This is a genomic window from Nocardioides aequoreus (genome assembly GCF_000720335.1).
Lineage (GTDB): Bacteria > Actinomycetota > Actinomycetes > Propionibacteriales > Nocardioidaceae > Marmoricola > Marmoricola aequoreus.
Genome location: NZ_JOJN01000039.1, coordinates 1 through 357, shown reverse-complemented (window position 1 = coordinate 357; position 357 = coordinate 1). Strand labels below are relative to the sequence as shown.

Below are 357 nucleotides of genomic sequence, written 5' to 3'. Positions count from 1 at the left end.
TCACCGACCTGGTCGGCCACTACAGCGTGGTCCCCATGCAGCCGCTGTGGCAGGAATGGCTCTATGCCGAACCGCTGCCGCAGCTGCCGCCGGTCGGCGGCAGTGCGGGTCAGAACACCAGGTAGCGACCCGCGAGTTGCTCGACGAGTGGATCGTCGTCGGCGACGCTGTTCAGCGCCTCGAGGTCGGCGACCACCGAGATGAGCCGTGGATCCTCTGGTTCGGCACCCATCGGGCCGTCCTCGGTCAGTTGCCGCAGCAATTTGTCGCGTATCCGGTCCTTGAGTGAATCGCGCATCTGAACCTTTTCTGTCAGACCGGCGTCAGCCAGGTGCCCCAAGGGGTATTGCGCACCAC

General features: G+C 65.0%; 1 protein-coding gene. It reads right to left on the bottom strand.

Going from position 1 to position 357, the window contains the following annotated elements:
• Nucleotides 1-109: 109 nt before the first annotated feature.
• Nucleotides 110-357, bottom strand: a 248-nt coding sequence (locus tag IG63_RS23150; RefSeq protein ID WP_211249416.1) for a hypothetical protein, incomplete at its 5' end; no start/stop codon positions are given.